Consider the following 263-nt stretch of genomic DNA (forward strand, 5'->3'; position numbering starts at 1 on the left):
CTCGATCTGTGCCAACGTGGTGAATTTACAGATGATCTATTTGCTACGTCCCAGCCAGAGGCCGCTGAAAGAGTGATGAGGGTACTGGATGAAATTAACGGACGCTGGGGCAGAGGGACGCTGCGAACAGCAAGCGTTCCGATTCAGCCCGATTGGGGGATGCGTCGGGAAATGATGAGTCAGAGCTATACCACACGGGTTGATCAGCTTTGGCGTGTGTCGTAACGAACCTGGGGTTTGGGAAGCGATGGAACCGAAACTCT

Annotated in this window: 1 protein-coding gene; it reads left to right on the plus strand. The window is 53.6% G+C overall.

Features of this window, described 5'->3' with window-relative positions; all coding sequences use genetic code 11:
- Positions 1 to 225 (plus strand): DUF4113 domain-containing protein (locus tag AC3XQU_RS24125; protein ID WP_489876653.1); only part of this gene is annotated, 225 nt, incomplete at its 5' end.
- Between the last annotated feature and the right edge of the window lie 38 nt (positions 226 to 263).

It is taken from the genome of Telluria sp. AZSoR62, assembly GCF_058111565.1.